The organism is Lactobacillus sp. ESL0791 (assembly GCF_029433255.1).
Taxonomy (GTDB): Bacteria; Bacillota; Bacilli; order Lactobacillales; family Lactobacillaceae; genus Lactobacillus.
Map to the genome: position 1 here is coordinate 1,504,673 of NZ_JAQTHU010000001.1, position 25,875 is coordinate 1,530,547.

Here is a 25,875-nt window from a genome sequence, read left to right on the forward strand (position 1 = left end):
ATTATTTAACCAGTTAAAAAGAAGGCAATCGCTTAGCGAAAACCTTCTTTTTTTATTTATATCTACTTTTCTTCCTTTACCGGTACCGGTGCTTTTTTGTCAGCAGCTTTGACGGTAAACCAGCGCATAAAGCCCTGCTCAATCGTGTCAAGCGTAAAGGCATAACCTTCAAGTTCGACCGTCTCCCCTTTTTGCAGGTCAGGGTAATGCTCCATCATGTAGCCGCCGATGGTAATAATATCACTATCCTGAAAGCACTTTAAGTTTGTGCGGAAATAACGTTCGAAATCATACAGAGTGGTTTTCCCAGACACACGGATATTGCCATTCTTGTCCTTAATAATATAATCATCGGAAACGTCGTCAATCTCGTCCTTAACAGTACCAAACAACTCTTCGTAAATATCTTTATCGGTCACGATTCCGCTGGTACCGCCGTACTCATCGACCACCAAAACAATCGGTGTGTGCTTTTTAATCATCAGGTGCAGGACATCCTGGATCGGCATCGACTCGGGCACCGTAATAATCGTCCGAATAATCCGCGTGATCGGCACTTTCTTGTCCACCTGACTCTGCTGAACAATATCATACGAATAGATGTAACCTACAACGTCATCCTTGTTGTTTTTGCGGACAACCGGCAGCCGGCTGTGACCCTCTTCAAGGTACATCTTCAGCGCCTGGCCGACCGTATCGGTTGCGTTGATCACCGCTAGCCGCGTGCGGTCAACCATAATATCCTTAGCGATTTTGTCATTCAGCTCAAATGCGCGCTGCATGTAGGTCAGATCGTATTTATCAAGGGAGCCGCCATGAACGGCGTTGCGTGACAGTTTAATAATCTCTGATTGTGAATAAACCTGATTTTCTTCATCTGCCGGCTTAAAGCCCATTATTTTTAACAGACCGTTAGAACTGGAATTCAGCAGCCAAACAAAAGGATAAACCAAAGTATGAAAAATTTGCAGAGGCCCACTCAGTGTCAGCAGCATTTTCACCGGCATATCGATCGCAATATTTTTTGGAACAATTTCTGTGACCACCACTTCCAAGTAGGTCAAGAGGATCACGCCCAGCAGTGCTCCTAGTGAACGCACAACGGTATGATTCAACGCTGTCAACGAGAACAAGCGCTCAAACAAGACCGCCAGCGTATCGGCAGAAAACCAACCCAAAACGACCCCGACAAGCGTGGTTCCCACCTGCGTGGTCGACAAGTATTCATTCAGGTTGTGCACCATGTGCAGGGCACGCTTTAATTTTTTCTGGTTGCCCTGCCCGTTGTTAATCATGTCTTCCAACTGACTCGGACGGGTCTGCACCAAGGCAAATTCAGCAGCTACAAAAAAAGCTGCAAATACAAAAATAACTAATGTTGCTACCAAATTAGTTATTATTTGTGTCGTACTCAAAATATAAATCTTCCTTTTTGCTAAAAATTATTTATTACTCAATTGATAGATTTTTTCAAACGGAACCCGGTCCGGGAAAAATTTCGGGTCGTTTACCTCGGCGCCCTTATCCTTATAGCCGATACCGATCGCCATCCCCACCAATTCGCTTTCTGGAATGTGCACGTATTTGCGAACAAGCTCGGGGTAAGAAACCATTGAGTGCGCCGGCATAATTGACAAGCCGCGGTTAAGGGCCAGCAGCATGATGCTTTGGGCAAAAATTCCTAAGTCAAACACAGACCAAGCCGGCGACTTGCGCGGAACCGTCAAAAACACTACTGCCGGTGCATTAAACATGGTATTGTTGGCCTCTGTAAATAAATCCAGCTTATCACGGAAGAAATATGCCTGCGAAGCGCCCATCGCTGCCATATTCTGACTTGGAAAAGTGTCCCAATCAAGCGATAACATTGCCGCAAAATCCTCATGCGGCGTTTCACCCGCATTCGTCTTTTCCTCAAACTCTTTGCGCAAACCGGCTAAAGCCTGATCAGTTGCCGCGTAGGCACGCCACGGCTGCGAATTTAAGAGCGACGGCGACAGCTGCGCCTCCTTAATGATTCCGGCAAGAATTTTTTCACTAACCCTTTTATTAGAAAATTTACGTGTTACACGTTCTTGTTTAAATAATTCTTCAAATTCCATTGAATTCAAAACCTCGCATACTGTAAAGTAAAAAAACTATATTCACACAAGTTAATTATACAAAAGAAAGCAAAAATTTGCTCTCCTAATTTTTATAATATTTCTGAACTTGATAAACCTACCTTTAGTATACCATCTACTAAGCTTCATTAAAGCAATAAGAGTCTGATTTCAGCAAATCAGACTCTTATTAATCAAAAATGTATTCTTTTAAAAAATTACTTCAATCCCGTCCACTTCCATTCGGTGACTTCAGGCATATCTTTGCCGTTATCACGAATGTATTGGTGGTGCTTTGCAAGAAGTGCATCCATTTTTGCAACAAAACCGGCGCTCTTATCAGCCAAACGCGGAATACTTAAAACAGCATCCTTGGCCAGGTGGAAGCGGTCAAGCTCGTTAACAACCCGCATATCAAACGGTGTTGTGATATCGCCCTCTTCTTCATAACAGTGAATATGGATGTTCGACCGCTTACGGCCGAACCAGATCGACTGCATCATTGCCTCGAAACCGTGCCAAGCAAAGATTACCGGCACATCACTCGGAAACAGCTGGTCAAATTCTTCATCAGAAATTGCTTCAGGATTATCCTTGGTGTTCATAAGCTTCATGATGTCGATAACGTTAATGTAGCGTATCTTCAGATCCGGAAATTCCTTGTGCAGAATGTCAATGGCAGCAAGCGACTCCATCGTCGGCTCGGTTTCTGTTGATGCAAAAACCACATCCGGTTTAGCATTTTGATCGGTTGAGGCCCAATCAATGTAGAATAAACCGTGCTGGGCAATTTTACTTGCTTCATCAATTGAGAACCATTGCGGCCGCGGCTGCTTGGAAGTGACCAAAATGTTGATGCATTCACGCTCAGTGAAAGCCTTTTGCGAGACTGCCAGAAGTGAGTTGGTATCTGCCGGCAAGTATTCGTGCACTAAATCCGGACGATTCTTTTCGTACATATGGGTCAAAATACCCGGATCTTGGTGAGTATAACCGTTATGATCCTGCTGGAAGACCGTTGAGGTGGCCACAAAATTCAAAGACGGGTAATCATGACGCCAATATTGCTCCTTGGCCTTGCGCAGCCACTTCATGTGCTGGGTGAGCATTGAGTCAACAACCCGGCCAAAGGCTTCGTAAGTGGCAAAGAAGCCGTGGCGTCCGGTTAAAACGTAGCCCTCAAGCCAGCCCTCATCTTGGTGCTCAGACAATTGTGAGTCAATGATTCGGCCGCTTGGTGCCAGATTTTCATCATTAGGCGTGTGAATGGATTCTTCCCATTGCCGTTTTTGTTCATCAAGCAACTTAAACAAGCGGTTGGATTTAGTTTCGTCGGGGCCAAAACCGCGGAAGGTATCCGGATTAAGTTCGGCAACTTCATTCAGATACTTTGCCCACTCAGCCATGTCTTGGGCTTCAACCGAACCCGGTTTGTCAAACTTCAAAGCATACTTGCGGTAGTCCGGCAGAGCCAGGCGTTTAGGATCCTTACCACCGTTAGTGATTGGATTCATCGCCATTCTTTGGTCGCCGTGAACCAGATTTTCCTTAACCAAAGCGGTTGGGGCACCATTTTCATCAAATAATTCTTCCGGCTTATAGCTCTTCAGCCAATCAACCAGCATGTCTTTGTGCTCCATGTCATCCTGCTCAACTGGAATCGGAATTTGGTGTGCCCGGAAGGAATTTTCAATCGGGTTGCCGTCGAGGTCAAATTTTGGTCCCGTCCAGCCCTTCGGTACTCGGAAAATGATCATTGGCCAGTGCGGCAAAGTCGCATCATTGTTGTCCCGTGCATGCTTCTGAATGGCCTTGATTTCTTCAATCACCGTATCCATCAGCTTGGCCATTTCCTCGTGCACCTGCATGTGGTCTTTGTAACCGTCAAATTCACCGCCATCATAAGCAGAAATAATGTATGGGTGCCAGCCCATGCCCTCAAAATACTTGGTTAATTCTTCGTCACTCATGCGGGAAACAATTGTCGGATTGGAAATCTTGAAACCATTGATCTGCAAGATCGGCAAAACAGCACCATCTTTAATCGGGTTGATGAATTTATCACTGAACCAGCTGGTTGCCAGCGGGCCAGTTTCGGATTCACCGTCACCAATCTCAACTGCGGCGATCACGTCAGGATTATCCAAAATTGCGCCGGTGCCATGAGACAACGAATAACCTAATTCCCCGCCTTCATGAATCGACCCCGGGGTTTCCGGCGCTGCATGGGAAGCTGAACCGCCCGGAAAACTAAAGCGTTTAAATAATTTAGTCATGCCTTCCTCATTTTGCGGAATATCTGGAAAGCGTTCGCTGTATGAGCCATCAAGATAGGCATTAGAAACCATAACTTGACCGCCATGCCCCGAACCTTCGATGTAAAACATATCCAAATTGTACTTCTTAATTACCCGGTTTAAGTGGGCATAAATAAAGTTTTGTGGGGAAATAGTGCCCCAGTGGCCGATCGGTTTAGGTTTAACATCTTCTGCTTTTAGTTCGCGGCGTAAAAGCGGATTTTTCATTAAGAAGAGCTGACCAACTGACAAGTAATTTGCTGCCCGCCATTGTGCATCAACACTCTTTAAGTATTCTTTTGAATCGTAATTAACTGCCATTCTTTTTCTCCTTTAAGCAATCTCTTACTAATATTTTTACTTTTTGTTACAAGTTCATGATACCAGCTTTTAAGATAAAAGCAACCATTATAAAAATTGGGACGAACCAATTTTTATAAGTATTTGCTAAAAACAAAAAATTCACTAATCCTGCTGCAAAGGAATTTTTAATTGTTAAATTCTATTAGATTATGCGCAAATACTGATAAATACAGAAAAGATTGCAAGATTTACGTATTAAATGCTTAAATAAATTTGCAAAAATGCTAAATTATTTCTAGGAGATGAAATCATGCGACAAGAAGAACGATTGCAGGAAATCAAAAAAATTTTGACTGCTAAACACCGCATTTTGACACGCGATATTGCCAAGACTTTTAATATTTCATTCGATACCGCCAGGCGCGACGTTATCCACCTGACAGTTACGGGTCAAGCCCTACGGGTTCACGGCGGCTTACTTGAAATGAATCGTGAGAGTGCCCCTAGCTTTTTGACAAGAAATCAAGTTGATTCACCGGTTAAAAATAAGATGGCGCAAATGGCCAAACATTTTATCCATCCTGGTCAATGTGATTTTATTGGACCCTCAACCACGTTAAAAAAATTGTGTGGACTGTTAACCGGAACCGATATTGAAATTGTAACTAACTCACTCGACAATTCGCTAGCAATGATGCAAGCATCCTTACCCAACGTGTACTTGCTGGGCGGAAAAATAAATAAACAGCAGCGTTATAACTATTCGCTTGCTGCAATCAATACACTGCAACAGGTAAAATTCGATACCGCATTTATCGGCGCCGCCAGCATTGCCGATGACGGTGCTTATTCCGTCAAGATGAGTGACGCTGAACTGGTTAAAACCGCGGTTCAGCGTGCCAAGCAGGTAGTCGTAATTGCAGAAAACTACAAATTCGATAAGCAGACAACGATTCCGTATTTATCGGTGCCATTGCACAAAATTGATGTTGTGATCACCGATTACCCGTTAGCAGAAAAGTGGCAGCGACAATTTAACAGCAACACCCAAGTCATTTCTGTTTTAAAAAAGGAAGAAAATTATGGTTAAATCTTTATCTAATGACCAACAACAATTAATCCAAGAAGTTTATCGGGAATTAACCAAGTTTTATGCTAGTTATTTCAGCGATACTTTTAATGAATTGAATATTGGCAAATATAAGCAGATTCGGGATGCAATCGGCCTGGTACTACGAAAATTTGACAGCAACGACCACCCGCTTGAATACACCTGCAAGCTGATTATGTACATTCAGGCCCGGGTTGCTTTGTACCACTTGCATCTGTCCGGTGAGCAGCAGCAGTTCATGCATAATTTGGCAGAAAAAACCAAATATACCAACCTCTCGTTTGTTTATACGACACCAATTGCTGATGTCAAACAATTTATTTAGGTTAACGAAAAAGACGAGCTGAGCTCGTCTTTTTATCTGTTCAAATTAACAAAAGTATTGAAGCGCATGTATTGATAATGAACGCGCATGTTGGACACCTCAAACGGAGTCCCGTCATCCAGGAAGAAAATCCCTTCCATTACTCCCACCGGCTCGGTTGAGGCAAGCTGCATTTTGTCCTGATCCTCTGTGCTTGAGGGTGCAACCGTAATATTCAAAAAGGCTTTGGTGACCACCTTATTTTGTGTATCTTCAAGGTAATTAAAGAGTGATTCTTTAAGGTTATCGGCCTTCAATTCGGGCACAATCTTAATCGGCAGGTAGCCCCGTTCAATCAAAAAGGGTTGCTTATCCAAAAAACGCAGACGTTTAAACTGATAGACAAAATCATTTTCGGCAAGAAACAGATCCTGCGCAATTTCACTGGAAGCCTTAACCACCTTGAAGTCGAGCAACTTAATCCGCTGTTTTTTCCCCGGAGCCTTGATACTATCCGTCAAGCCCAGGTTTGAACCTTCATAGCGGAACATCGCCTGATTTTTCAGGTAAAGCGGGTTAATGAATGTGCCGCTACCCCGTTTTTTAAAAACAATCCCCTGCTGTGACAGCAGTTCCATTGCCCTTTTCATCGATGAACGGCTGACATGGTAGTACTCAGCTAGACTGCGTTCGTCGGGCAGGCGCATGCCGTCATATTCATTTGCTAAAATTTTTTCTTTGATATCATGCATTACCGTCCGGTAAACAAAATCCGCCATCTATTCTCCCTGCTTATCCGCTCTACTAATTGCCTCAACAAACCAAGAATTAAATTCCTGCCGGTCAACTTTGACGCCCACCTGAGCATTCTGCGGTTTGTCAAAAAAATCATCAAAATCAATCACAGATGCCCCATAGGACAGCGGACTCTTCGTGTCTACTGCCACATACGCCGAGGCAAACGTGTACATGTCTGGCCGCAGCAGCATCCCCACGGCCAAGGCATCATAAATTTCTCGGCCGTCATTTGCAGTTTGATCATTTAGTGCAGTCAAAAGATGATAGAGCATGTCCCCTGTTCGGCCTAAATTGCGGATTTTATTTAAAACTTGCTGATCAACAAAGGCCTGCTGCCCTAACTCTAACGGTGCCAGCATAATCGGCACGCCGCTAGAAAAAACAATCTGGGCCGCTTCTGGGTCCCCCGCAACGTTGTATTCGCTGTACGGGCCCCAATTGCCCCGGCCAAGAGCGCCGCCCATGATAACCAGCTTGGCAATTTTTGTCAGATCCTCGGGAAACTGCCTGAAATACAGAGCAAAATCGGTGGCCGGACCAATCTGCATCAAGGTTACTTTTTCTGGACTGGTTGAAACCACTTCATGTAACGCTTCAGCAGCCAAACGGTGGTCAAGCAGCCTACTGTCAGGCTCAGGGAAAGTATAACCGGCCATACCGGATTCACCATGAACCGCCGCCGCATTAATAACCGGACGCAGCAGCGGCATTTGGGCTCCGCGAGCAACCGAAACCTTGGTCTGCAAAAAAGTTTCCAGCCGCATTGCGTTTGCCAGAGTTTTTTCCAAGGCAACATTGCCCCAGGTTGCCACAATTAGTTTCAAGTCAAGCTGCGGTGCAAACAGCGCGATCGTGATCGCAACCGCATCATCAATTCCCGGATCTGTACTAATAATCAACGGTGTCCTGTGCATCATCACCCCTCCTCATAATTTCTATAATAAGTTAATCATACCAAAGAAAAAACAAAACTGCCCCCTTTTTAAATAAAAAAGCAGTTAGCTGGAATTCAGTCAACTGCAATTTTATTTAAAACTTGCTAAAAGCCCGGTCAATTTCCTGGTATTCAGCCGGTGTCAACTGCACATCAAGCGCTGCGGCATTGCTCTCAACCTGCCGAACATTTCGCGCACCTGGAATGACCACGCTGATCTCCGGATTAGCCATGTACCAAGCCAAAACTACCTGGGTGACCGTTGCTTCATGCTTTTGCGCAATCTTTCTGACCTGATCGACACTGGCAATTGCCTGGTCAAACTGACCCTCAGAAAAAGTGCCAAGAAGCTTGCAGTTGTCGGTCTGTTTAAACTTATCCCAGTCGGAAGCCTTGTATTTACCGGTTAACAAGCCGGAAGCAAGCGGGAAGAACGGAACAAAGGAAATATTATTTTCTTTCAGATAAGTCATGGTTTCCTTTGCCTGCTGCCGCCGGATCAGGCTGAATTCATTCTCAACGATGTCCACCTTGCCATTCTTATTAGCCTCTTTAATCTGATCCAGCGAAAAATTGGATACCCCGATTGCCCGAATTTTGCCAGCTTGCCGCATCTCATCAAGTGCGTCCACGGCCTCATCTTTCGGAGTCTTTTCATCCGGAAAATGAATGTAAAAAATATCAATATAATCAGTTTTTAGACGCAATAAGGCTTCATCAACCGCTTCTTGCAGGAATTGCGGCGAGTTATTGATGGCCATGCCATTATCTTTATCTTGAGCAGCCTTAGTAGCAACAATCACCTGTGAGCGGTCATATTCCTGCAGGACATCGCCGATCATTTCTTCGGAACGGCCCAGGCCGTAGGCAAAGGCCGTGTCCCAAAAGTTAATTTCCTTCTTCAAGCTTGCACGCAGCAGAGCATAGCCATCCTGCTCATTTAAATCTTGATAGAGATTGTGTCCGCCGACCTTGTTGGTCCCAAGACCTAACTTCGAGCTTGTGACCACGTCACTCTTCCCAATCTTAATTTCTTGTGTCATCAGATTACCTCCTACTGATAGGTAGATTACAACTTCACCTAATTTTAAGCAAAATTTCTGTTTACAAAAAATAGTGAAGCAAGGCAACATTACATCCTAGCTTCACCACTTTTTACTTAACACGCTGCTCAATTCTCCCGTCGCTATGAGCAATGATCAGCTCATCACAGATTCCCAGAAACAAACCGTGCTCAACCACACCCACCGTATGGTCTAAATAGTCGGCAAGCCCGTGCGGAACCGGCAGCGGATCAACTGCTAAGTCAATAATGTAATTTCCATAATGGGTAACAAAACGTTTGCCGTCAGCCATCCGCCACTGCGGCTTCAGGCCCTGCTCGGCAAAGCGGCGGAAATTCTGCTCGCAGGTAATCGGCAGAACTTCAACCGGCAGCGGAAAGCCGCTCAAGCGCTGAACCAGCTTTGATTCATCAACAATCCAAATGTTTTTCTTGGAATTAACGGCAACATTTTTTTCCAAGGTGAGGGCACCGCCGCCGCCCTTAATTCCGTCAAAATTAGCGGCAACCCGGTCCGACCCATCAATCGTCAAGTCTACCTGATCAATTTCAGACATGTCATTAACTTTGAAACCCCAGCCTTCAAGCTGCTTCTTGCTTCGGCTTGAGGTGGTCACAATTGCTTTAAAAGAAAGGCCCTCTTCCTCTTTGCGCTTGCCCAAAGCATCAATTAAAAAAGCAACGGTGGACCCAGTGCCCACGCCTAGTGTAATTCCGGGCTTGACTGCTTGGGCAGCCTGGACTGCTGCCCGTTTTTTCAACTCATCTTGTTCTTCTTTGTTCATTGTACTTGCTTTCTAAATAACTAAGTATCGATCTAAAACCACTTCAATTATAGCAAAAAAATTTAGAGATAATTTTTTATTTATTAAGGCTGCAAAAGCAGCTGTTTTTGCAAAGCAGATAGCGGCAGCACTTGAACATCAAATAAAAGTGCAGCCGAAGAAACCGGATGGTCAAAAATTTCTTTAATTTGGGCAGACAAATCGGATTCATCTTCAGCCGACAGCAAATACTGAAGCAGCGGGTGGTGCGGCCTTAATCCCAACATCATGCACTGATGCTGGTCATCCCAAACAACAAAATTATTAAGTGCCCGCAAAAATCCGAACGGCGAAGCAAGTTTACTTTTTGTCAAAACCACGATCCCACCATCTTGTTCCAGTTTTTGCAAAAGCGTTTGCTCACTATCAATTAATGCTAAGTGATCATTTTTCCCGTAATGCTGCCAATTTTGCATAACAATAGTAGATGTAAAATAAAAATTATCCGGCAGCAGCTGCACTTGGCGATAATAAGAAAGAGCAGCAGCAAATTTGTTGCTGCGAAGCAAGTCATTATTGTCAAGATCCATTTCCTGCAGAAAGGCAATAAAATAAGACAAATAATATCTAAAACCAGGCGTCTTCATGTTACGCAGGATTCGCTTTACCGCGCAGAACTGGGCTTCCTGACGGTAAACGGGCAAAGTATCATTGATTAAATCACGGTAAGCGGTAAAAATATCAAATAAGCGGGGATTAAGATACGAGCTTGTCGTGCTGTTGTCATGCTTATAATAATTGTATAAAGGCTGCGGAACATAGGACAACCGCCGGCAGCAGCTGATAATGGGAAGCAGGATGTCAAGATCTTCATAAACCATCTGCTTGAACTGAAACGACTGCCAAATTTCCCGCCGATATAACTTGTTCCAAGAATAAGAATTGCTTTCAGCGACCGTCATATAAGCATCGACTGCAATCAGTCCTTCAGCACAGGGAAGGGTCCGCACGTCTTTTTCTTTATTTTGGTCGACAAAAATTTTATGAACATCACAGACAGCAACATCACTTTGATATTTTTCAATATTGGCATATAAAGCCGATATGTAATCGGGTTCCACCCAGTCATCGGCATCGGTAAAACCCAAATACTTGCCCCGTGCAATTTTGAGCCCATTATTGCGGGCAACCGCCTGGCCTGAATTTTTTTGTCTAATACTTTTAAAAATTTCCGGATAGTTTGCAATATATTTCTGAATAATTGCCGGCGTCTTATCTGTACTTCCGTCATCCACCACAATTACTTCATATTTTTTAGTAAAATCCTGCTGTGCTAGAGAAGTTAGGCAGCGCGGCAAGAGCCGTTCTTCGTTATAGGCAGCAACAATCAATGATACTTGAACTTTCATCAGGCCTCCGAATTAAATCTTAACAAATTAATATCTTAATTATAAAATATTTTCTAAGATATTGATACCGCTCACTTTCCGGTCTATAATATCCTTAAAATTAATTATATGATAATTAATTTTAAAAAAGATGGGATCTGAATTATAGAAAGTCAGGTATTAAAATGGCTAAAATTGGAAGATTTATTTTCAAATCACTTTATAATTCTGTTTGTCGAGTAACAATATTAATCGAGTTAAAGGATGGCAACAAGATTAACGTTGATGATTATCCTCAGCTGCAAAGTTTAGGAACCTGGCTGCCGTCAACCAAAAATAACACGAATTTGCACCTCTTCAGCCCACTTAGTAATGAGGAGATAAACAAGCATTTTTCGCAAATCACGGGACTTAATCCCACGAAGTTTACGGTTAAAGTGACTAAGAGTGTATTCCAGCCGTTTTCACCGCTCTATAACAATTTCATTTAATAAGAAAGTCAGGCAAGTAAAATGGGGAAACGTATTAGAGCAGTTGTCAATGCCTTAACTAGGACAACCACCGTAATTAAACTCAAGGACGGAAAAGAAATTAATCTAAAGAACTATCCTGAATTGCAAACGCTTGGCAATTGGTCACCTTCAACGGTGCATAATACCAGGTTACATTTATTCAGTAGTTTGTCGATTCCTGAAATTATTAAGCTATTTTCAAAAATCACTGGTTTAACTTCTGATCAGTTTGAAGTCCAACGAACAATGAATATTTTTAATCCAGTTGTCTACTAAACTTCAATAATTTAACGCAAAACAAAAACCCGAAGCTGCATCGCTCCGAGTTTTTATTTTGTTATTAATTTATTCTGGATCGTTGTTCGGTGCCTTATTAATTTCTGCAGACATCATCCAAATCCGTTTTTGAATGGCGGTATGGAAGCCGGTGAACATGTCATTAGTTGAATAGTCACCCTCCTCATCAGATACCTCCAGCCCCTTTTGGTATAGGCGCTCAAGGTAGTGGTAACCATCGACAATCTTGGCATAACGTTCATCGATTGTTTCGTTCCAGTTAGGTTCCTCATCCTTGATCTTCGTCATTTTGGCAATATCACTCAAGGTAGAAACCGGATCGCCGTCAAGCGCGATGAGGCGTTCTGCTATTTCATCAATCTGGCCAGATAGCTCATCCATTACCTTGTCCAGGTATGGGTGCAGCTTCAAAAACCGGTTGCCGCGCATGTACCAGTGATGTTGGTGTACGATCATGTGCATTTGGGTCAGATCAGCAACTAATTGATTTAAAACTTCTTTGGTTTTAGGATATTTCATTTTGTCAGCCTCCGCTTTGTAATTTTATTATAAGTTAATCATAGCAGACAGAAAATGTTTATCCTAAAATTTTGTTTGCAACAACGATTAATCTTGTTACGTTAAGTAAAACTTAATTAATCGCTTGTTTCTTTTCCATTTCTTCTTTAGCCAGTTTGTTATCATACAGTTTGAAAAACGGATAGTAAATCAAAACTGACACAGCCAGATTGATCAAGGCAACCAGCACCGCGGTTAAGCTTCCACGCGTGCCGATCCAGGCCCCTACGCCGACTGGCAGGATCCAGGCAATTGCAGCATTAACGTAACCCACAAAACCGATTTTAATTGCAAAATAGGCAATCGAAGCCAGCACCATTGGGTTAATAATAAATGGAATAATCAGATACGGGTTGTATACAATCGGGGCACCGAAAATTACCGGTTCATTAATATTGAAAATTGCGGGCAGAAGAGCTGTTTTACCCAAGGTTTTCAGCTGATCAGATTTAGCCTTGAAGGCCATCAGCAAAACTAAGCCAAGTGTCCCACCGGCACCGCCGATGAAGACCCACATACTAATGAAGTCACCAGCAAAAATATTATGGGCACCGTTAATGTTTTCTGTTAACGCTACAATTAAAATTGGGTTAATGAAACTATTTTTAATAATTGCTGTACCGTGGACCCCAACAATCCAAAGCAGGTGAATTAAGAGTAAGATGACCATTACGCCAGCCCATGAGCCCGTCAGGTTTTTGACAAAAGCAAACGGTGCCGATAATAGCATATGCAGGTCGGTATGGAACATCCCCAAAATCACGTTCATGACAATCATAACAAAGGCAACAAGAATTGCCGGAACCAGCGCGGCAAAGGAGCGGCTAACTCCATCAGGTACCCCTTCCGGCATTTTAATCGTAATGTTCTTGTTGACACAGAGACGGTATAACTGAACCGCAACGATACCCGTAATAATTGAAATAAAAATACCGATACCGCCAAAGCGGGTAATCCAGCCACCGGTCAAGGAAAGCCCATTAACAACGCCGACGCCATTAACCGGTTTAACATTAGCACCTTGTGCCAGCCCGTCTTTAAAATTGACAGAAGGAATCGTCAGCAGGAAGGCAAACAGTGACAATAAAGCACCGGTGAAAGAATTCAGTTGCTCCTCACCGGCCTTGCGGTACTCTTCAATATAGTAGTAACCAACCGCAATCGAATAATAAATCGCGATTGAGCCTAAGGCCATTGTACTTCCCAGAATGTAAAAATTGGCAAACCGCAAAATTGTCTTGCTTAAAAAGTCCGCGGCAAAAGGAAAAATCTGCGGCAGATTACCAATAATCAAAAAGATTGAGGCCACAATTGTAAAGGGAACGGCAGCCAAGCCGGCATTCATGATTCCCCGAATAACCTTGGTATTAGCAATTTTATTTAACGGCGGCAATATACGTTTTTCCAAAAAATTAAAAAACTTATTCATTTTTCTGCTCCATTTTCTTAATCAGATTCTTGTACCAGTAATAACTGTCCTTGGGATATCTTTTTAGGTCTTTTAAATCCTGTTCATCCCGGTCAACATAGACAAAACCGTAGCGTTTTTTAATGCCCTCATGAACGCTGATCAGGTCCAATGCCGACCATGGCAAGTAGCCGATCATCTCAACGCCATTGTCCTTGGCCTTTAGCATACTTTGAATATGCTGGTTCAAGTAATCAATTCGGTACTGGTCGTGAATCTGTTGATCTTCTGTCAACTGGTCGTATGCCCCCAGGCCATTTTCCGTGATCATAATTGGCAGGTGGTAACGGTCATTAATCATTTCCAGTGTTGTCTCCAGCCCCAGCGGATCGATTGTCCAGTTGAAATCGTTTTTCTTGAGGTACTTATTGGTTACTCCTTTATAAAAGCCGTGTTCAAACACATCTTCGGACTGCTGATCACTGACACCGTTCATCCGGTCTTGTCCCACCTGAGGAAATTCAACCGTTGCACTTGTATAATAGTTTATTCCCAAAAAATCGGGGAAATTTTGACTTACAAGTTCACGGTCTTCCGGTAAAATTGTTAGGTTAATCCCGGTGGCGGCCAAATAGCTCTTAAAGATCGGGTTGATCAGCCCCTTAACCGAAAAGTCCAAATAGGCCCAGTTGCGGACACTGTTGAAGTACATTGCAGCCCGAATATCTTCTGGTTTAGAAGTTGCGGGATAAACATAGGAAATGTTGGGCACCGGCCCGATCTGGCCGTCAGGAATCAATTCGTGACACGCCTTAATTGCCTGTTTTTCCGCAATCATCAGGTTATAAAATGCCTGGTACCTTTCCTGATGGGTGTATGAAAAACCCAAAATTTTTTGGTCAGACAACAGCATGATGTTCGGCTCATTGATGGTCAGCCAATGCTTCACCTGCTCACCAAAATTAGTAAACAATACTCTGACGTAGGCTTCATAGGCGTCAATCATGGCCCGTTTCGTCCATCCACCGTGTTTCTGCAAAACCTCCGGCAAGTCAAAGTGATAAGTGGTAATAACCGGAATCATGTGATTATCAAGGATCGTTTGGATGACATCTTGGTAATGCTCGATTCCTGCCTGGTTAACTTCACCTACACCGTCAGGAATAATCCGCGTCCACGGAATTGAAATTCGCAGCGCCTTGATCCCCATTTCCGCCAATAATTTAATATCTTCGCGATAGCGGTGATAGTGATCAACGGCAACGGTAAAGTCGGCAATCTGCTTGTTGGCCCGCGGCCGCACATCCTGAACAGAGGGCGACTTGCCGTCTTCATTCCAGGCCCCTTCTGTCTGGTGGGCCGAGAGGGATGCACCCCACAGAAATTTGTTTTTTGCCACTCGTTTTTCCTCCTAATTATTAGATATCGCTTACGCGATAAATATATACCCAGAAAAAAATTTGTGTATAAAAATAACCGTATAAACTTTCATACGGTTATTTTCTATTACTTTATAAGAAAAATCTTACTTACCAAATTACGTTTGACAATCATAAAGTTGCTCTCATGATTTTCTTGCGCAGTCATTGCCAAAACCCAATTTTGCTTTGCGTGCTCAATCATTGTCCGATCTATTAGTGATTGCTCCAAGGTTTGGGTTGTAATCATTTTTTGGCTAACACCCGTTGCGTAAATTATTGCCAGCTCCGGGTTAAAACTTTTGATTGTTCTGAGTGCCGAATCACCAAAAAAGAAAGAAAAACTGCTGCTCCGTCCAATCACCCCGCCAACATAAACAACTGCTGCCGGATCAAGTCCCGTAATTGGCAAATTATTGGTAATTACTTTAATGTTTAAAGCCAGAAGCTGCTTGATTATCTCTTCAGCAAACGGACCCGCATTGACAAAGATCTGCTTAACACCGACAAAATCCGCTGCCTGCAAAAACGGGAGTTGCACAGCGGTCGTCTGCCCAACATCCGCTTCCTCAGTTGCCATCCCGATCCACGTGATGCTGCCGTATTCTTTGATAATCAGCTGCTTTTTTAAAAGTAAGTCCAAGTCGCGGTTGACCGTGCTTCTGGAAGCAGCAAACTTTTGCATCAGTTCAGTAACCGTCGTCTTTTTCTGTTGCTGAATAAACAAAATTTCTTCGCTGCGACGGTTATAGACATTGCTCAGGGTATTTTTCATTTTATAACCAAAAGATTTTTACTATCAACATTATTTTTTATAATAACAGAAAAAATAAGTAAAAACTAACATTTGCTTTCTAAATGATTTTCATGCTCATTCCCGCAGCAGACGCTGTGCCAATGCAAAATCACCCACGGTCGCCGAACCGTTGTTTTGAATTTCCGGCAAGGTAATATACTGGTCAAGTGCTGGCACATGAACATAATCATTAAGCATCTTGGCAAAATCCCGCCGTACCTTTTTCAAAAAGGCCTCGCTTGTGACTCCGCCGCCAAAAATAATCTTGTCCGGGCGCAAAATCAGGGTAACCTGCAGAGCAGCCTGAGCAACGTAATAGCTCATAATGTCCCAGACAGGATCAGTCAGCGGCACATCCTTGCCCGCCTTGTTCAACCGCGCCTCAAATGTCGGCCCCGAAACCAAGCCCTCCAAACAATCCTGGTGGAACGGACAAACGCCCGCAAACTCCAGGTCAGCGGGATGGCGCTTGAGCAAAACATGGCCCATTTCAGGATGACCAAGCGACCCAACCAGCTTGCCGTCAATAATCGCCCCGCCGCCGACACCGGTGCCAATCGTGTAGTAGACAAGCGAGTTAATGTTCTCGTTTGACAACAATGACATCACGTATTCACCATAGGCCGAACCATTGACATCAGTCGTGAAAAACATCGGCACATCAACCTGTTTTTTCAAATAACCGACAAAATCCGTGTTCTGCCAGCCCGCTTTCGGCGTGTCCGTGATAAAGCCGTAATTAGATGCAGTTTGGCGAACCTCAATCGGTCCAAACGATGCGATCCCAATTGCTTCGACCGCAAATTTTTTAAAATAAGCTGCAGTTTTTTGCAGCGTTTCTGCAGGTGAGGTTGTCGGAATCGTGATTTGGTCTTTAATCTGGTAGTTTTCGTTGCCGACCGCACAGACAAACTTGGTGCCGCCGGCTTCAATTGATCCTAATAGCATAAATAACTTCCTTTCATCTTTGTGATTTTAGTTACACATTAATCATATGCTTAACCACGATAAATTCAATCAATTTTTCAAAAATAAAAGCCCATAAATCAGATTAGCAATCCAATTTATTCAGGCTTCTTTTTTAACAGCATTATAACTTTTGGCAAACCTCAAAAATTTCCTTATTCGGACCATAAAAGTTAAAGTATTTAATCCCGTGTTCCCAATAAGGCAAATTCTGAATGCCGTCATCAACAAATTCAACGCCCAGCTTCTGCACTTTGGCAAAGGCCTTGTCAATATCACGCGTATCCAGCGCAATATGATTAATCGCCCCGACCTTTCCAGGAGCTTCAGCTGGTGATTCCCAGCTTTCGAGCATCAGCGCGCCTAGTTGGTAAAAACCAACCCGGCTGCCGTCATTATCCTCTGTGTTGACTAGTTCAAAACCCAAGTCTTCATAAAATTGCTTGCTCTTATCAAATTCTTTTGTTGGAATCCCAACATGTTGTAATCCAGTAAAAATCATTTAATTACCTCAATTTTTTATCTAATAGTATCTTTTTATCTAATAGTATCCTGCCACTGGGTGTAATATTTCATCTTTGTAACGGCAATCTTGCCTTCGGTCACAAAGAAACTAAGTTCACGACCAGTTTTATTATACATCCTTGCACTCAACGCAACACCATTAATATATAAAATCACGATACTATCATCAACAATCAGCTTTAAATCGTAAGTCTTGCCCTTTTCTAAAGAAATTGGCCGCTGCAAGCCGGTAGTAAAATATTGCGGCCACGGGTAATTGGGCGTGCGCGAAAACTTAAGTGCGTTTTCAGGTCGTGATACTTTATACTGATAGCCTTCCCTAGTTTCCTCGTTGACAAAAGTCTTAATGCCAAATTCCTTTGTATCTTCCAAAACCTTAATTTGTGCTTCAAGCAAGAATTGTTCTGGAGTATCAGGCACGATTGTTTCTTCCTTTTTGCCATCTGCCTGCCCAAGCACAAACTCAGGCAAAATTTTGGTCATGGCAAAATTAGCAGCAATGGACGCAGGCAAGGTCACTCCTAACGTCTTATCCGCACGCTGAACAATTTTATGCGGGACAAAGGCACCGCCCCAATCCCAGTTGCCAAGATCAGTATCATTTTCTTTTGTTGCAACCCAGCCGCTCAAATAGCGACCAACATGATCATTCCCCACAGTGCGCGCCGCATAATAAGCTTTACCATCAAAAAATTCGTCGCTCAAGGAATGCCAACTGCCAAATAAACTGTTGCCAACCCGGTACTTGGTTCGTTTATCCTCAGAATATTCCGAAAACAGCAGGTACCAAGTATTATTTAACGTAAACAAATCCGGCATTTCCAACATATTAAATTCGTTGGGTGTCCAAAAGTCGCCTTTAAAATCCCAATCTTTTAGATTATTGGAAACAAAATAGACTAATCTGCCGGTAGGTTTCTTCTTATCACTCGGCAGTCTGGCCCCTAAAACAAGGACATAACGCTGCTGCTGTTCATCATAAACAATTACCGGATCACGCCAATCATTGTGATCATAACCTGGTTGCGGTACCAAACTCGTCGCCTGACCGGATTTTTGCCAATGGATTAAATCTTGACTTGTAGCCGACATCAGTATTTCGGAGGTTCTTTTGGCAAGTTTAGCTTGCCGGTTGTGCCCGGTATAAAAAGCAATTTTTTCACCCTTACCCTGGGTTACGCTTCCCGCATAAATAAACTGGTCGGCCGCATCATGCGGTCCCTTGGGCAAGACCTCGCCATAATCTTTAAAATTCACAAAATCTTTTGTTGTCACTAGTGACCAGCCAAATGGATCTGTCAACGGTTTAGGATTGCGCGTATCCCTTTGGTGAAAAAGATAAAAAGTCTGATCTTCTTCATTAAAGAATGGCATACAGTCACCGAACCAGCGATCTTTTGGCTGATAAAATATTTTCTGCATTATCTTAAAATTCCTCTTTATTCATCATCGCTGTCTTTAACTTGACCTGGAGCAAATTTGGTTAGCAGCGGCAGCTTTTGAATTCTTCTCACAACTTCTGCAAACGGGATGTTTTGCATTCTTAAATTCAAAGTTTCAACAAGAACGGGCAAGCTAACTCCACCAAAAAGTACACACTCACTTTGCCAGCATGTAGTTTTTTGGGCAAATTCATTAAATGGGGTACCGCCGGCAATATCACAAAAAATAATTGTCGGCTCAGTTAATATTGGCTTAATTAATTGGTCAACTTGCTTTGAAAAAATGCTGATACCATTATCTCCTAAGTTAATTGCTTCAATTTGGGGTGTTTCACCAAAAAAAGACTGTAAAACACGTAAAAATTCTTTTGCTAAATGGCCGTGCGTAGCGATTATAATGTTGAACATCGAATTCAATTCCTCTTTATCAAATAAAATCTTTCAAATAAACGGTTGGGCTCTGCGGTGTTGGGATTACGGTTACTTCAACCCCTTTATCAATAAGCCGCTGAAATGCTGCCCGTTCTTCATCCGTAATATTTAACGACGGCCGAACACGCTTAGTGCCTTCACGTTGGGCCATGTTGCCGACGTTTACTTTTTTAATCGGTAAGCCATTATCAATTAAATAATCAACATCCATTGGTGAAACACAGATTAACAAAACCCTTTGGCCTTTGTACTTGCCACTTTTTATATTGGCTAATGCCTTTTCTCTGCCTAAAATCGATGTGCTCACATTAGCAGGCGCAGCCAGCCTAACAACTGTTTTCCGCATATCATCGTTCATTATTGAATCATTAATTACCATGATGCGGGTTGCATTCAAGCGCCCGCTCCATTGGGTAGCAACTTGACCGTGAATCATACGGTCATCAATTCGCACATGGATAATTCCTTCCATACTTTCCGTCATTGCACTCACTCCTTAAGCCAAAATGTGCATTGCATTCAGCACAACAGATACCACTAATACAATCAAGATAACGTACAGTGGTTTTACTTTTTTACCTAGCAGGTAATAAATAATTGCGACCACCGCTGCCGGTAATAAGCCGGGCATAATTTGGTCCAAGATGCTGTTACCGGTCATCATTAATTTACCCTGTTTAAAAGTAAACGCGAGATTTACCTTAACCATCGTTGCTGCTAATGCACCAACTACCATTAATCCCAAAACCGATGCTGCGTTCGTGAGAGCCTTTAAAGTCGTGTTAATTGAAGACAACATTTTAGTTCCCGAGCGATAGCCAACGTTAAATAACGGATAAGCGGTTAGCCGCAACAGAATGGAAGCAATAATCCACAAGATACAGCCGAAGGGATTTCCCTGCAATGCCATGTTAGCAGCAATCGCGCCAAAAATTGTCCACGGAATTGTAACAAACAGGCTGTCGCCGATCCCGGCTAATGGGCCCATCAAACCAGTTTTCAAGGCACTAACCGCTTCTAATGAAGCTGTCTTGCCTTTTTCTTCCATTCCCACATCAATTCCCATAATAAATGGGGCAGTATAAGGCGTCGTATTAAAGAACTGCAGCTGGGTTTTAATTGCTGTTTCCTTCCCCTTGGGATCATCCTTGTAATTTTCTTCGATGAACGGCAGCATTGCATAGGTATAGCCGAGTCCCTCGTATTTCTCATAGTTTAACGAAGTTGCACCAAAAACAATCCAGCGATTCATTACTTTTCTATATAATTTCTTCATTTTACTCATCTTCGTCAGAACCTCCAGTCACTGTTTCTTGATTTGCATTATTACCCTTTGTTTGATTCTTGTATAAAATTAGTGCAATTGCTAATCCTACCAGTGAAATACCCACAATTGGCATCTTCAGGTAAATTGCTAACACAAAGCCGATAATAATGTATGAAAAATAGTCTCTTGTTGGCAGATACTGCAGCAGCATTCCAATTCCGACAGCAGGCAAAATTCCTGCGGCAGTCTTTAGTCCACCGGAAAGCCACGCCGGAATGTAGTTAATAAAGCTGCCGACGATCTTCGGTCCCAAGACAACCGTCAGCAAAACCGGGATGCCGGAAACAAAACTGGTAAACAATGTAGCTAAATACTGCATCCAGTTAATCATGCGGTAATTACCTTGATTGGCATACTTTTCAGCTCTCTGCTGGCAGAAAATATTCGCAGACCATTTTAAGACATCCACCTGAACAATCAGTAATGCAATCGGAATTGCCAAAGCGATCCCAATTGCGGCCGATTGGTGAGTAGCAATGGTCAGGTAAGTTCCAATCAGAGCGGCAGTTTGGTAATCCGGAACCGAGGCACCGCCGAAACTGGTAATTCCCAAAGTCATCAGCTGCAATGTACCACCGATATAAAGACCGGTTTTGACATCACCCATGATTAAGCCAGCAATCAAACCGGCAACAACGGGCTGTGAAATTCCCAATTTAGGACCTTCCTTATCAAAGTTGATAATAAAGCCGTAAATGATAATTAGTATGTTACGTAAAAGCATTTTCTTCTCCTTTTCACAAAAGTAGCAAGAGCAAATTATCCAATATTTTTGAATATTCCTTGCCCTCCTTCTAAAAAGGAAATAGCAAATTGCATGCCAAGCTCTGGTAAACAATTTGCTATTTCTTTTAAATCATTGCTCTAAAGCGCTTTTACTGGCGCGGAAAAATAATTTGGTCAATATAAATTAACTCGGAAAGGGGTATTTTCACACTATAACTGTCTTTTATCACACTAAAAGCAGTTTCAATCTTCTGGAGTTCCTGTTTATGCTTTTGCGAAAATTCTTTCTCGAATTCCGGATCCAAATCATTGGTTTCTTTTCTGATTAATCGCTCAATTAAATAGCTGATATGCACATACAAGGTAAACTTTTGTTTATTCGACAGGGTCAACGAAAAAGTTCGTTCCAATTCCTGGATAAAAATAGTGATATTTTCAATTACCTTAGGCGCATCCAGGATCGTAACCGAATTGATTGTTCGTTCGAGTGAAAAATTTTTGACAAGGCTATCGGAAATAGCAGTAATTTCTTGCTCCGAAAAAATATTCTTCAACCAGCTCTTCAATTTGGCTGTGCCTGCATCAGACAAAATCTTTTCAAGCGAAATAAAATCCATCCCTTTTATCGCTGGATTTTCAGTTCCGATAATTCCCAAAACATCATACATTTTACCGATAGTGCGAACCTTGTGTTCATCTTTTAAAGCCTGATATTCATACGGAATAATCTTGATTTTCCTGTTAGTTGCTGGCAGACACCGTTCTAACATTCGGGCAAGGTGGGTGGCCGTGCCAATTCCAGAATAGCAAGTCGTCAAGATAACTTGCGGGCGGTTATTTTTCGGATAGGTTAATTTGATTTCCAGTTGGCTGGCTTGTTTAGCCAATTTTTCAATTTCCTTGAAACTGCGCTTTTTTAAAATGCTTTCGCCTACTTCCAGTGCAAGCGAAGTTGACACGTTATTCATTAATAAAATTGGCGCATTGAGCTGTCGCGGAAACAAAGTTTCAATTTCTTTTAGTGATCCCATGTCAACTAAAATAATCAGACCATGAGTAACGTCATTATTTTCACTGTAATCAATTATTTCATTGGCAATCTGCTTCGCACCGACATTAATCGGCATATCAAATGCGTCCAGAACATGGGTGTTAAGCAGGCGGTTGACCACATTGGCAATACTGCCTGCAGTCGCATAGCCATGAGCAATTACGATGGCCTTCTCCAGCCCTGTCTTTGTTATTATTTCCAGCTTATTCAGATAGATCGTCAAAAAAACATAATCAACTTCATCTAGTTCAATTTCAAGTGTATCTTTGATCAAATTGATTAATTTTGTAACGTAAGTATATACATCCGCATATTGTTCTTGAACTGTCCGCTTTAATCGCAGCAAAATCTGCCGATTAGCCATTTCATTTGTATTCCACTGAATTTTTTGGCGCTCAAATAAATAGTAGCTAATTGCATAAATTGCGTTGCCACTGACTTTTAACTGGTAAGCATTTTTCAATTGGTCAAACAAGCGCTTAACATTTTCAATGATATACGAGAGCAAAGGAAGCTGTTTGCTATTGCCTTTTTCAAATAACAGCGTGTCAAATAGCTGATAAACGATCTGCTTTAATTTAGATTCACACTTATGCAAATCATAATCACTTTGCGCATAAGTTTCAGTTAATTGCAGCAAACTGTTAAGAAAGATTTTCTTTTCCGGAAAATTTTGTGCGATCAAATCTTCTGTCAGTGTCTCATCAGTGATTACGCGCGGCTTCCCCGGATTCTGATACAACTCAAGTTTGCTGTTAGTTAATACGTCGGACGGCAGCTGATATGCTGTAAGCATTATCTCTTTTTTGTTTTGCTGTTCGGCATTTGCTTGGGCAATTGTCATCTTAATCGCATTCTTTAGGCTGCCGATATTGCCGGCAGGCTGATAATTGCCCAGCATCTCTACCACCTGATCACTGACCTTGAGTGTTTTTCCAATTTTCTTTTGCTCATTGTTAAGCAAAGTGTAAACCAAATTTCGCCGTTCCTCTTTTCCCCGCTTACTAAGCGGCGGCAAGGTTATTTTCACAGGAATCCTGCGCATAAAAGTGGTCAAAAAATTGGTATCCAAATCTTCTGTGGTCGCAAAGCACAAGCGGACATTAACTTTCTTGCCTTTTTTCGTTTCTCCCACAGGATAAACTAAGCCTTGATCCAAGTAGGTAAATAATTTTTCTTGACCCTTAGGACCCAAACGGTGAACTTCATCTAAAAATAAAATACCGCCATCTGCTTCAACAAAGGCACCTTGATGGTCACTGTCAGCACCGGTAAACGCACCCTTAGTGTAGCCAAACAGGCTGCTCGTCAGCAATTCGGGATTATCGGCATATTGGGCACAATTAATCGTAACAAACGGCGCTGAATGAGAAACTAACTTATGCGTACGGCAAAAACGATTAATCAAACTCACCAAATAACTTTTACCGGTTCCGCTCTCACCCGTGATCAACAGCGGCAACCCGCCGTTAGGGTATAAAATTGCTGCTCGGACGCGTTCAATACTTTCTTTTAAGCTGGGATTAATTTTAGTAAAAGTTTTTAAAATATCTTCCCGTTCATTTTGCTGCTGCACCTGCGCAGTTGACTGATAGACATTTTGCGGCAGTCGATAATTTACTTTTTCAAATTCTGCTTTATGGAAAAAATACACCGGCCGGGAATCAATCTTGACTAATTTTTGTTCGTTCGCAAGCTGGTTTAAATACACGCTGACGGTATTACGCTTTGCCTTTAATCTTTTAGCAATCCCACTGGCAGTATATTCCTCACCAAGATTTGCTAAATCAATTGTTTTAGTTTGCGTTTTAAGATAATTGAGAATTTCATTTTTGAGCATTGCAAGCCTCCGCTGCTATCAATCGCTTTCACCACTAATTCTAACGCTAAGTACTATCTTTTAATAAAATAATTGCAAAATTCGTTAACTTTTTCGCCTCTTAAAGCTAATCATTTGTAAAATTTTTTCAATTCTCCCGAAAAAATGTCAAACTGCTTTTATAAGCTATTGGTATTCTATGCAAACTAAAGTAAAATATTAATTGAGTTAAGTGGAGGGGAAGCTGAAATGGTAAAACTTAAGAAGCCAGTTGTCATCGGCATTGCCGGCGGCTCCGGCAGCGGCAAAACCACGATTGCGCATAAAGTGGCCGAGCAGATGAACGCCAACGAACACATCATGATTATGACCCAAGATGCGTACTACAAAGACAACACAGGAATTTCAATGGCAGAACGCATGAAGATTAACTACGATCATCCCGATGCTTTTGACGTTCCCTACTTAACTAAGCAGCTCAACCAGCTTTTACATTATCAGGCAATTGAGCGACCGATTTATGATTTTAAGGCGCATACCAGAAGCAAGCAGACAGAACATATCGAACCTGCCGATATCATCATACTGGAAGGAATTCTGGTCCTGTTTAACAAGAAAATTCGTGACCTGATGGACATCAAGGTTTACGTCGACACCGACGACGATATTCGCTTCATCCGCCGGCTGGAACGCGACATGAACGAGCGCGGACGCTCGCTTGATTCCGTAATTACGCAATACATGGCAACAGTCAAGCCAATGTATAACCAGTTCATCGAACCGACCAAACGTTATGCTGATATTATTATCCCCGAGGGCGGTAAAAACAATGTGGCGATTGACATGCTGACCACCAAAATGCATTCCATCTTAAATCAAAAAGAACAATAGACATTAAAAAAACTGCGGCAGCTGCCGCAGTTTTTTAGTGTAATCTAAGAAATACTCTTCGTTAAGCAATTTTAGGTTTTAAAGTTTTATCAAACAGATTTGTAATTAATTTGACTAAGACACCGTCAAACAATATTGCCGAAATCATGTTGGTGATAAACATGGTTATCTGAACGGTGACGGAAAATGCATACCAGCTGTACATGATGTACGACGAGATAAAAATGCCTAGGCCGGCAAAAAGTGCCCCGGTGAGCACGCTTGCCCACGAAAATTTCTGGTAACGTTCTTTTTTCGGGAAAAAGCCAATTTCGTTGGTTGCTCCCTGAATCAAGCCGGAAATGATTGTTTGCGCGCCCCATTGGCCGCCGATTGCCATTTCAACAATTGATGACAGCACCTCACCAACGGTACCCGAACCGACCGTGGGCACAAAATACATTGCTAGCGGCGCAGCCATCAGCCACAAGCCGGAGAAAACAGTGTCCGTCACTGGAGCAAAACCAGTTGGAACCAGCAATAATTTTATCCAGTTATACGCGCCGTTAAAACCGTAAGTATAAATAATACCCATGATAATTCCAATCAGTGCCACCAAGATAATTGATTTAACATTCCACCTTGAAGATCTCGTAAACATAAA

At 42.5% G+C, this 25,875-nt stretch carries 26 protein-coding genes; 5 read left to right on the top strand and 21 right to left on the bottom strand.

Translation table 11 applies throughout. The features are described from left to right. Positions 1-62 precede the first annotated feature (62 nt). From PT285_RS07360 to PT285_RS07370, 3 genes are all read right to left on the bottom strand, one after another. Entirely contained in the window at positions 63-1,415 is a 1,353-nt protein-coding gene (locus PT285_RS07360; protein WP_277149207.1) for a hemolysin family protein, read from the bottom strand. Positions 1,416-1,442: 27 nt separating this feature from the next. Then, the gene (locus PT285_RS07365; RefSeq protein ID WP_277149209.1) at positions 1,443-2,102 is read right to left on the bottom strand and encodes a nitroreductase; all 660 of its coding nucleotides are present in this window, start codon (positions 2,100-2,102) and stop codon (positions 1,443-1,445) included. A gap of 218 nt (positions 2,103-2,320) precedes the next feature. Then, positions 2,321-4,720, bottom strand: coding sequence for a phosphoketolase family protein (locus tag PT285_RS07370; protein ID WP_277149211.1), 2,400 nt, complete (start codon positions 4,718-4,720; stop codon positions 2,321-2,323). Positions 4,721-5,012: 292 nt separating this feature from the next. Between PT285_RS07370 and PT285_RS07375 the strand changes: the two genes are divergently transcribed. Both PT285_RS07375 and PT285_RS07380 read left to right on the top strand, forming a co-directional pair. After that, complete coding sequence (locus PT285_RS07375; protein WP_277149212.1) at positions 5,013-5,792, top strand: DeoR/GlpR family DNA-binding transcription regulator; 780 nt, start codon at positions 5,013-5,015, stop codon at positions 5,790-5,792. Continuing rightward, positions 5,785-6,138: a bacteriocin immunity protein gene (locus PT285_RS07380; protein WP_277149214.1), complete on the top strand. Its 354-nt coding sequence runs from the start codon at positions 5,785-5,787 to the stop codon at positions 6,136-6,138. Before PT285_RS07375 ends, PT285_RS07380 begins: the two co-directional genes overlap by 8 nt. 32 nt (positions 6,139-6,170) lie before the next feature. Here the strand turns inward: PT285_RS07380 and PT285_RS07385 are convergent, their stop codons facing one another. From PT285_RS07385 to PT285_RS07405, 5 genes are all read right to left on the bottom strand, one after another. Continuing rightward, positions 6,171-6,896 carry a GntR family transcriptional regulator gene (locus PT285_RS07385; RefSeq protein ID WP_277149216.1) on the bottom strand — a complete coding sequence of 242 codons (726 nt, stop codon included), beginning with the start codon at positions 6,894-6,896 and terminating at the stop codon, positions 6,171-6,173. Beyond that, positions 6,897-7,829: a nucleoside hydrolase gene (locus PT285_RS07390; protein ID WP_277150651.1), complete on the bottom strand. Its 933-nt coding sequence runs from the start codon at positions 7,827-7,829 to the stop codon at positions 6,897-6,899. Between the two features lie 115 nt (positions 7,830-7,944). Next, entirely contained in the window at positions 7,945-8,892 is a 948-nt protein-coding gene (locus PT285_RS07395) for an aldo/keto reductase (RefSeq protein WP_277149218.1), read from the bottom strand. Positions 8,893-9,004: 112 nt separating this feature from the next. Then, entirely contained in the window at positions 9,005-9,697 is a 693-nt protein-coding gene (gene rpiA, locus PT285_RS07400; protein ID WP_277149220.1) for a ribose-5-phosphate isomerase RpiA, read from the bottom strand. 83 nt (positions 9,698-9,780) lie between these two features. Then, a complete protein-coding gene (locus PT285_RS07405) occupies positions 9,781-11,085 on the bottom strand; it encodes a glycosyltransferase family 2 protein (protein WP_277149222.1) in 1,305 nt (434 codons plus the stop codon). A gap of 164 nt (positions 11,086-11,249) precedes the next feature. On the opposite strand from PT285_RS07405, the gene PT285_RS07410 reads away from it, so the two are divergent. Next, the gene (locus tag PT285_RS07410) at positions 11,250-11,555 is read left to right on the top strand and encodes a hypothetical protein (protein ID WP_277149224.1); all 306 of its coding nucleotides are present in this window, start codon (positions 11,250-11,252) and stop codon (positions 11,553-11,555) included. Positions 11,556-11,576: 21 nt separating this feature from the next. Next, positions 11,577-11,852: a hypothetical protein gene (locus PT285_RS07415; protein ID WP_277149226.1), complete on the top strand. Its 276-nt coding sequence runs from the start codon at positions 11,577-11,579 to the stop codon at positions 11,850-11,852. Positions 11,853-11,921: 69 nt separating this feature from the next. On the opposite strand, the gene PT285_RS07420 is transcribed toward PT285_RS07415, so the two are convergent. From PT285_RS07420 to PT285_RS07475, 12 genes are all read right to left on the bottom strand, one after another. Continuing rightward, entirely contained in the window at positions 11,922-12,392 is a 471-nt protein-coding gene (locus tag PT285_RS07420; protein ID WP_277149228.1) for a DNA starvation/stationary phase protection protein, read from the bottom strand. Between the two features lie 112 nt (positions 12,393-12,504). Beyond that, positions 12,505-13,860, bottom strand: coding sequence for a PTS transporter subunit EIIC (locus PT285_RS07425; protein WP_277149230.1), 1,356 nt, complete (start codon positions 13,858-13,860; stop codon positions 12,505-12,507). Continuing rightward, entirely contained in the window at positions 13,853-15,238 is a 1,386-nt protein-coding gene (locus PT285_RS07430) for a glycoside hydrolase family 1 protein (RefSeq protein ID WP_277149232.1), read from the bottom strand. Before PT285_RS07430 ends, PT285_RS07425 begins: the two co-directional genes overlap by 8 nt. Before the next feature lie 107 nt (positions 15,239-15,345). Further along, positions 15,346-16,032: a DeoR family transcriptional regulator gene (locus tag PT285_RS07435; RefSeq protein WP_277149234.1), complete on the bottom strand. Its 687-nt coding sequence runs from the start codon at positions 16,030-16,032 to the stop codon at positions 15,346-15,348. A gap of 96 nt (positions 16,033-16,128) precedes the next feature. Next, positions 16,129-17,001 (bottom strand): fructokinase ScrK, encoded by an 873-nt coding sequence (gene scrK, locus PT285_RS07440; protein ID WP_277149236.1) that lies wholly within the window; start codon positions 16,999-17,001, stop codon positions 16,129-16,131. Between the two features lie 142 nt (positions 17,002-17,143). Continuing rightward, a complete protein-coding gene (locus tag PT285_RS07445; RefSeq protein ID WP_277149238.1) occupies positions 17,144-17,521 on the bottom strand; it encodes a VOC family protein in 378 nt (125 codons plus the stop codon). Between the two features lie 35 nt (positions 17,522-17,556). Beyond that, on the bottom strand, positions 17,557-18,966 hold the full coding sequence (locus PT285_RS07450) for a glycoside hydrolase family 32 protein (RefSeq protein ID WP_277149241.1): 1,410 nt from the start codon (positions 18,964-18,966) through the stop codon (positions 17,557-17,559). A gap of 17 nt (positions 18,967-18,983) precedes the next feature. Then, complete coding sequence (locus tag PT285_RS07455; RefSeq protein WP_277149243.1) at positions 18,984-19,394, bottom strand: PTS sugar transporter subunit IIA; 411 nt, start codon at positions 19,392-19,394, stop codon at positions 18,984-18,986. Positions 19,395-19,413: 19 nt separating this feature from the next. Further along, positions 19,414-19,902: a PTS sugar transporter subunit IIB gene (locus PT285_RS07460; RefSeq protein ID WP_277149245.1), complete on the bottom strand. Its 489-nt coding sequence runs from the start codon at positions 19,900-19,902 to the stop codon at positions 19,414-19,416. 12 nt (positions 19,903-19,914) lie between these two features. Next, positions 19,915-20,703 carry a PTS system mannose/fructose/sorbose family transporter subunit IID gene (locus tag PT285_RS07465; RefSeq protein ID WP_308203018.1) on the bottom strand — a complete coding sequence of 263 codons (789 nt, stop codon included), beginning with the start codon at positions 20,701-20,703 and terminating at the stop codon, positions 19,915-19,917. Further along, a complete protein-coding gene (locus tag PT285_RS07470) occupies positions 20,696-21,469 on the bottom strand; it encodes a PTS sugar transporter subunit IIC (protein ID WP_277149249.1) in 774 nt (257 codons plus the stop codon). The genes PT285_RS07465 and PT285_RS07470 overlap by 8 nt, the downstream gene beginning before the upstream one ends. 151 nt (positions 21,470-21,620) lie before the next feature. Then, the gene (locus PT285_RS07475; RefSeq protein WP_277149251.1) at positions 21,621-24,362 is read right to left on the bottom strand and encodes a sigma 54-interacting transcriptional regulator; all 2,742 of its coding nucleotides are present in this window, start codon (positions 24,360-24,362) and stop codon (positions 21,621-21,623) included. Positions 24,363-24,590: 228 nt separating this feature from the next. On the opposite strand from PT285_RS07475, the gene udk reads away from it, so the two are divergent. Beyond that, positions 24,591-25,232 carry a uridine kinase gene (gene udk, locus PT285_RS07480; protein ID WP_277149254.1) on the top strand — a complete coding sequence of 214 codons (642 nt, stop codon included), beginning with the start codon at positions 24,591-24,593 and terminating at the stop codon, positions 25,230-25,232. Between the two features lie 61 nt (positions 25,233-25,293). On the opposite strand, the gene PT285_RS07485 is transcribed toward udk, so the two are convergent. Then, entirely contained in the window at positions 25,294-25,872 is a 579-nt protein-coding gene (locus tag PT285_RS07485) for an ECF transporter S component (protein WP_277149256.1), read from the bottom strand. Positions 25,873-25,875 lie beyond the last annotated feature (3 nt).